This window comes from Methylobacterium variabile (assembly GCF_001043975.1).
GTDB lineage: Bacteria > Pseudomonadota > Alphaproteobacteria > Rhizobiales > Beijerinckiaceae > Methylobacterium > Methylobacterium variabile.
This window is the reverse complement of record NZ_LABY01000183.1, coordinates 20,598-27,624: the sequence shown is the minus strand read 5'-3', so window position 1 is coordinate 27,624 and position 7,027 is coordinate 20,598. Positions and strand designations below refer to the sequence as shown.

6 protein-coding genes are annotated in these 7,027 nt (G+C 70.3%); all 6 read right to left on the bottom strand.

Annotated features, from left to right (window positions below; genetic code table 11):
- Positions 1–736 (bottom strand): glutaredoxin family protein (locus VQ02_RS24695; protein WP_048446888.1); only part of this gene is annotated, 736 nt, incomplete at its 3' end.
- Between the two features lie 50 nt (positions 737–786).
- A complete protein-coding gene (locus VQ02_RS24690) occupies positions 787–1,119 on the bottom strand; it encodes a four-helix bundle copper-binding protein (RefSeq protein ID WP_048446887.1) in 333 nt (110 codons plus the stop codon).
- A 179-nt stretch (positions 1,120–1,298) separates the two neighbouring features.
- Positions 1,299–1,700: a CopM family metallochaperone gene (gene copM, locus VQ02_RS24685; protein ID WP_048446886.1), complete on the bottom strand. Its 402-nt coding sequence runs from the start codon at positions 1,698–1,700 to the stop codon at positions 1,299–1,301.
- 23 nt (positions 1,701–1,723) lie between these two features.
- Positions 1,724–2,089, bottom strand: a complete 366-nt coding sequence (locus VQ02_RS24680; RefSeq protein WP_048446885.1) for a hypothetical protein — start codon at positions 2,087–2,089, stop codon at positions 1,724–1,726.
- A gap of 19 nt (positions 2,090–2,108) precedes the next feature.
- Positions 2,109–5,258: an efflux RND transporter permease subunit gene (locus tag VQ02_RS24675; RefSeq protein ID WP_048446884.1), complete on the bottom strand. Its 3,150-nt coding sequence runs from the start codon at positions 5,256–5,258 to the stop codon at positions 2,109–2,111.
- 12 nt (positions 5,259–5,270) lie between these two features.
- Positions 5,271–7,010 (bottom strand): efflux RND transporter periplasmic adaptor subunit, encoded by a 1,740-nt coding sequence (locus VQ02_RS24670; protein WP_048446883.1) that lies wholly within the window; start codon positions 7,008–7,010, stop codon positions 5,271–5,273.
- Positions 7,011–7,027 lie beyond the last annotated feature (17 nt).

Here is a 7,027-nt window from a genome sequence, read left to right as displayed (position 1 = left end):
TCGCCAGCATCCAGACGGCCATGGCGACCATCATCAGGTTCTCGGTGAGCGAGACGAAGCCGAGCGGCACCTTACTGGACCCGCCGACGCAAGCGCACTTGATCTCACGCTTGTCGACGTAGACCGCCTTGAACACCGAGGCTGCCCCGACCGTGCCGATGAACAGGGCCACAGGGATGGAGAGCCAGTTCAGGGCTCCCGCCACCATCAGGACGCCGGCGATGCCCTCCAGGAACGGGTAGGCGTAGGCGTAGCGCACCCAGCGCTGCCCGAGCAGGTCATAGCCCAGGAACATCGACGAGAAGCTCTCGACGTCCTGGAGCTTCAGCAGCGCCAGGACGCACATGCTGAAGGCGATGAACCACTCCGCTGCGCGCAGGGTCAGGGGCGTGCCGTAGGCGGCGTAGCTGGCCGCCAGCGCCATCAGCGCGGTCATGGCAAAGACCGCCACGACGGGCGTGTAGGTCGTCGCGTTCGGGTCGTTGGCTGCCTTGCCGAAGCGCTGGCGCAGGTCGTCGTAGCCGCCGACGCGCTCGCCGTTGATGAAGGTCTGCGGCGTCGACTTGACCTGATGCTCGGCCTTGAAGCGGTCGGTCTCTGCCCGGTCGGTCAGGAGGTGGTCCTCGACCTCGAAGCCCTGGCGTTCGAGGAGGTCCTTGGCCTTCAGGCCGTAGGGGCAGGTGTGCTCGGGGGTGACCATCCGATAGAGGGTGGCCTTGCGGGCGGCGGTCGCCATCGTTCGTCCTCGTCGTTCGGAGGGAGGGGACGTCCCCTCCCGGTCTGGGTTCAGGCGGCCATCTTCCGGCAGCTCTCGGCGCAAGCCCGGCACTGCCGGACGCAGTCGTCCATGTCGCCGACCTGCTCGCAACTCCTGGCGCAGGCCTCGCAGACCTCCGCGCAGGCCCGGCAGGTGTGCTTGTGCTCGGGGGTGCCGATCAGCATGAGGTGCGCCGAGGTCCGGCAGATCTCTGCGCAGGCCATCATCAGCCGGAAGTGCCCCGGCTCGACGTGCTTTCCGCCGGCCGGCAGGCAGTGGTTCGAGGCCATGCCGAGGCAGGTCTGGTAGCAGCGCAGGCACTCGTCGATACAGGTCTGCATATCCGAGCTCATCTGATGCATTGATGTACTCCGCTGTATTGCGTTTAGATGAGAAGCACGACTGGAAATATGACTCAGTTTTAACCGAGTCACTCAGTCTTACCTCGAGATATAAACGCCAGAACTACTGATGCGTTCAGAAAATGATACTCAGGACGCTCGCGAAAATGGGAGCCGTCTCTCGCCCTGGACGCTGGCCATCACTGGGTGCCCTTCCTCTTCAGGAAAGCCTCCATCTGGGCGATCTCGACGTCCTGGGCCCTGATGATCTCCTCGGCCAGCTTCCGGATCTCGGGGTCCTTGGAATGCTGGAGGGCGACCTTGGCTATGGCGACGGCCCCCTTGTGGTGGGGGATCATGCCGCGCACGAAGTCGACGTCGACGTCGTTCGTGTAGCGGATGTCCATGTCCCGGTGCATCTCGGCGCCGACGTCCCGGAACGCCTTGGTCGCCGGCGTGTCCGTCTGGGCCGTGGTCGCCGGCACGGGATGGCGACCGGCATGGTCCATGTGCTCCTTGCCATGCATCTCGTGGGCGGGGGCGGCGCCCGCGAGCGCGAGGGCCAGGGTGCCGGCGACGACGGTCTTGGTCAGGGTCTTCATCGAGGCGTCTTCCTGTGAGGGGGTTAGTTGAACTTGCCGCTGGCGGTCGCGCCGTCGGGCCCGGTGAGCTGCACGGCGCCCTTGGGGCTGTCGCCGAGGGCGGTCGCGGCCTTGCCGGTCAGGCGGTTGCCGTCGGCGGGCTCCAGCGGCACGCGGGCCGGCTTGCCGCCGACGACGAGGATGGCCGTGCCCTTGAAGCCGGAGGCCGGCACCGGCTTCTGCCCCTCGTCGGACAGGAACACGTCGACGGTCTCGCCCTTGGCGACGAGCTCGACGTGGAACTTGCCGGCGTCCGTCACCCGGCCGCCGTGCTGGCCGGAGGTCTCGTGGGCGCACACGGCGGTCGCGGCGAGCAGGCCGGCGACCAGGGTCACTCTCGGTAGGATCACGTCTCGTCTCCTCTTGGGGTCAGTAGGCCTCGGCCGGGCGCGGGCGCGCACCGTCCGGGGATGGGTGAGCCGGCGCCTCGGCGTGGAGGGCCCGCAGCCGCTCCAGCGGCTTGCGTCCGAAGCGCAGGAACAGGACGGGGGTCAGGAAGGTGTCGAGCAGCGTGGCGCTGATCAGGCCGCCGAAGATCGTCACCGCCACCGGGTGCAGGATCTCCTTGCCCGGGCTCGCCGCGTCGTAGAGCAGCGGCACCAGCGCCACGCCGGCCGACAGCGCCGTCATCAGCACCGGGGTGAGCCGCTCCAGGCTGCCGCGAACCACGAGATCGGGACCGAACGGCACGCCCTCGTGCAGCGACAGGTTCAGGTAGTGGCTGATCTTGAGGATGCCGTTGCGCGCGGCGATGCCGGTCAGCGTGATGAAGCCGATCATCGAGGCCACCGAGAGCGGCTGCCCGACCAGCCACAGCGCGGCCACCGAGCCGATCAGCGCCAGGGGCACGTTGCCCATGATGATGAGGGCGAGCGCGGCCGAGCGGTAACGGCTGTAGAGGATGGCGAAGACCAGCGCCAAGGACAGCGCGGAGAGCGCCCCGATGGTCCGGCTCGCCTCCTCCTGCGCCTGGAAGGTGCCCTCCAGGCTGGTGAAGAAGCCGGGCGGGAGCGGCTCCTTTGCCACGGCCTCGCGGATGGCCGCCACGACGGTGGCCATGTCGCTCTCGCCGTTGGTGTTGGCCTGCACCACGATGCGGCGCCGAGCGTTCTCGCGCAGGATCTGGTTCGGTCCGTCGGTTTCGCGGATGTCGGCGACCTGGCGGGCCGGCACCCAGCCCGAGGGCGTCTCCAGCAGCAGGTCGCCGAGGCCGGTCGTGGTCCGGCGGTTCTCCGACAGGCGCAGCACCACGTCGAAGCGGCGCACGCCGTCGACCACGGTCGAGACTACCCGCCCGTTCGAGAGGCGGCTGATCTGCTCGACGACGGCGGCCGGCTGCACGCCGTAGAGGGCCGCCCGGGTGTAGTCGACGCGCACCTCCAGCTGCGGGATGCGCACCTGCCGCTCGACCTGCAGGTCGACGAGGCCCGGAATCGCGGCCATCCGCTCACGCAGGGAGTTGGCCACCCGCCGCAAGGCGTCGAGGTCCTCGCCGAACACCTTCAGCGCGATCTCGGCCCGCACGCCCGAGAGCATGTGGTCGAGCCGGTGCGAGATGGGCTGGCCGACGTTGACCGCCACCGGCAGGGCCGCGAGGCGCCCGCGGATGTCGGCGACGAGCGCCTCCTTGGGACGCTTGGTCCCCTCGTCCAGCGCCACCTCGATCTCGGACGAGTGGACGCCCTCGGCATGCTCGTCGAGCTCGGCCCGGCCGGTCCGGCGGCCGACCGCCTTCACGCCCGGGATGTCCAGCAGCAGCTTCTCGGCGATGAGCCCGACCCGGTTGCTCTCGGCCAGCGAGATGCCCGGGTTGAAGGTCATGTTGACGGTGAACGAGCCCTCGTTGAACGGCGGCAGGAAGGCCCGCGGCAGGTTCCAGGCCGCCACGCCCGCGGCGACGACGGCCACGGCGACGCTGCCGACCAGAAGGCCCTTGTGGCGGAAGGCGACCCGCAGCAGGGCGGCGTTGCCCCGCTTGAGCAGCGTCAGGAAGCGGCTGTCGTGCTCCTCCAGGTTCTTCAGGCCCGGCAGCAGGAGCGAGGCAAGCACTGGCGTCAGGGTGATAGAGGTGAGCAGGCTTGCCAAGATGGAGATGATGTAGGCCTGCCCCAGCGGAGCGAAGAGCCGGCCCTCGATGCCTGACAGCGCGAAGAGCGGCACGAAGACGAGGATGATGATCAGCGTCGCGTAGACGATGCCGGAGCGCACCTCGTTCGAGGCCTCCACCACCACCTGGAACACGCTCTTCGGGTTGCCGGCCCGTCGGTTCTCGCCGAGCCGGCGGTAGATGTTCTCGACGTCGACCACCGCGTCGTCGACGAGCTCGCCGATGGCGATGGCGAGCCCGCCCAGGGTCATCGTGTTGATGGACAGCCCGAACAGGTGGAACACCACCGCGGTCGTCAGCACCGAGACCGGGATGGCGAGCAGCGAGATGGCCGTGGTGCGCACGTTCAGGAGGAAGGCGAACAGCACCACCGCCACCACCAGCACGGCCTCGACGAGGACGCGCTCGACGTTCCGGATCGAGGTCTCGATGAAGTCGGCCTGCCGGAACAGGACCTGGTCGGCCTTGATGCCGCCGGGCAGGTTCGGCGACAGCTCCTTCAGCGCCGTCTCGATGCTGCGGGTCAGCCGCACCGTGTCGACGTCGGGCTGCTTCTCGACCGAGACGATGACCGCGGGCTTGGCCATGTAGCCGGCGTCGCCCCGCTTGGTCCTGGCCCCGAACGACACCTCGGCCACCTGGCGCAGGTGGACCGGCGTGTCGGCGACCGTCGCGACCACGAGGTTGCGCAGGTCGTCGAGGCTCATGGTCCGGCCGATGCTTCGGATCAGGTATTCGCGGGAATGCTGGTCGGTGAAGCCGCCGCCGGCGTTGGTCCCGAACTGCGCCAGCGCCGTTTCAAGCTGGGCGTTCGTCACCCCGAGCGAGCGCATGGCGGCCGGGTTCGGGCTGACCCGGAACTGGCGCACCTCGCCCCCGATGGGGATGACCTGCGCCACCCCCGGGATGGTGAGGAGCCGGGGCCGGATGGTGAAGTCGGCGACCTCGCGCACCTGCATCGGGGACGCCGTCTCGCTGGTCACCGCCACCAGCAGGATCTGGCCCATGATGCTGGAGATCGGCCCCATGACCGGGGTGACGCCCCGCGGGAGCTGGTCCTGCACCAGGGCCAGCCGCTCGGCGACCTGCTGGCGATTCCGGTAGATGTCGGTGCCCCAGTCGAACTCGACGTAGGTGATGGACAAGCCCACGCCCGAGACCGAGCGCACCCGGGTGACCCCGGGTAGCCCGTTCATCCGGGTCTCGATGGGGTAGGTGACGAGCTGCTCGACCTCCTGGGGGGCGTAGCCCTCGGCTTCCGTCATGATGGTGACGGTGGGCTTGTTGAGGTCGGGGAAGACGTCGACCGGAAGCTTGGTGGCGGTGAAGGCGCCGTAGAGCACCAGCACCGCGGCCATGGCGAGGACGAGCAGGCGGTTGCGGACCGACCGGCTGACGAGGAAGGTGAACATCGGGCGGCCTCCTCAGCGGACCTGGTCGAGGAGTTCGGCGCCCTGGGTCACGACGCGCTTGCCCGGCCCGATCCCCTCGGCGACCAGCACGCGGCCGCCATCGAGCGGCTCGACCCGCACGGGCCGCGCCTCGAAGCGCTCGGCGGTGGTGTGCTCGTAGACGACGTCCTGCCCGTTGCCGGTGCGCACGACGGCCGAGCGTGGCAGCGCCAGGCCGGACTGCTCCGTGTCCGTCCCGGCGAGCACGGTGACGAACTGGCCGACGCGCAGGCCGGCGGCGTCGCCCTGCACCGCGAACTGGACCGGGATGGCCTGGTTGCGGTCGGCGAGCCCCGTCCCCTGGTAGGCGAGCTTCAGGGTTCGGCCGTCCGCGAGCCGGGCGGTAGCATTCTGCGCTGCGGTGAGCGCGTCGAAGCTGAGGGCCTCGACCCAGAGCCGGTTCGGGTCGACGATCTGGAAGACCATGGCGCCGGGGGCCGCCATCTGGCCGGCCACCGCCGTCGCCTGCGCCACCACGCCGTCGACCGGCGCGACCAGGGTCTCGGGCTGCTGCCGGATCCTGTCGAGGGCGGCGCGGCGGTCGTGCAGGCCGTTGAGCTCGGCGACCGCGTCATCGAGCTGGGTCGTGGCGACGGCCCCGGTCGTGGCGAGCTTCCTGTAGCGGTCGACCCGGCGCTCGACGATGGCGATCTGCTGGTCGAGCTCACCCTGGCGCTGGCGCATGTCGGAGACGTCGACGGCCTGCACGGGCGGCGTCACGGTGGCGAGCACGTCGCCCTTGCGCACTTTGGTGCCGAGGCGCGGGAAGATGCCCGAGGCCGGGGGCGCGAGCCGACCGCCCACCGAGGACTGCACCACGCCGCTGGCGTTCGGGTCCGGGATGATGCGGCCGGGCAGCTCGACCGAGCGGTGGAAGCTACCCTGCTCGGTCATGGCGGTGCGCAGGACCAGCAGGCGCTGAGTGGGCTTCGGCACGAAGACCGATCCGTCGGGCAGGCGTTGCGCGAGGTCTGAGGTCGCGGGCGCTCCTTGCCGCGGCTCGATCAGGGCCGCCCCCTGCACCGGTGCGCCATGGTCCTCGTCGCCGTGGGCGAAGGCAGCGGTGCCGAGGACGATGGTGATGCCGATGGCGACGAGCGCCACCGCCGGAGCGCCGCGGCGGCCGCGCGCGAGCGCCGTCACGAGCACGCCGAGCAGGAAGGCTGCGGCGACCGCGGCCACCAGGGTCGGGTCCTTGGCGGTCAGCCGCTCCCGGACGCCGTGGGCGACCTCGGACACGCGCGCCAGCGCCGCTTGCGCCGGAGCCGCCTTGGCGGGTGCCGGTGCCGCGGCGGCCTTCGGGTCGGGCACGGTGACGGCGACGGTGAGCACGTCGACGGCGTCGCCCGCGGTGACGGTCGCCACGAGCTCATGGCGACTTGGCTTCGCCAGCCACGGGGCGGGCAGCGCGTAGCCGCCCTCGTCCGTGGCGGTCGCGACCTTGGGACCGTCGGACGTCTCGACCTCGATGGTCGCGCCGGTCACCGGCTCGTTCGTCCGGAAGCGGTCGAGGAACAGCGTCAGGGTGCCGTCGCGCGGGATGGCGACGAGTTCGAAGGCGTTCGAGAGCGCCTCGCCGCGCGGGGCGATGGTCTTCGAGACGGGCGGCGGCGCGGCGCCATGGTCGTGGCCCTCATGGGCGAGCGCGGGCCCCGCCAGGACGGCGGCAAGCAGCGCCACCGCGCGCAGGGCGGCGGCAAAACGGGTCGACATGAACAGGAATCCTCGCG

What these genes read in the sequence shown, in the direction of transcription:
- VQ02_RS24690 (WP_048446887.1), bottom strand. Translation starts at nt 1,119, where the DNA reads ATGCATCAGATGAGCTCGGATATGCAGACCTGTATCGACGAGTGCCTG.
- copM (WP_048446886.1), bottom strand. Translation starts at nt 1,700, where the DNA reads ATGAAGACCCTGACCAAGACCGTCGTCGCCGGCACCCTGGCCCTCGCG.
- VQ02_RS24675 (WP_048446884.1), bottom strand. Translation starts at nt 5,258, where the DNA reads ATGTTCACCTTCCTCGTCAGCCGGTCGGTCCGCAACCGCCTGCTCGTC.
- VQ02_RS24670 (WP_048446883.1), bottom strand. Translation starts at nt 7,010, where the DNA reads ATGTCGACCCGTTTTGCCGCCGCCCTGCGCGCGGTGGCGCTGCTTGCC.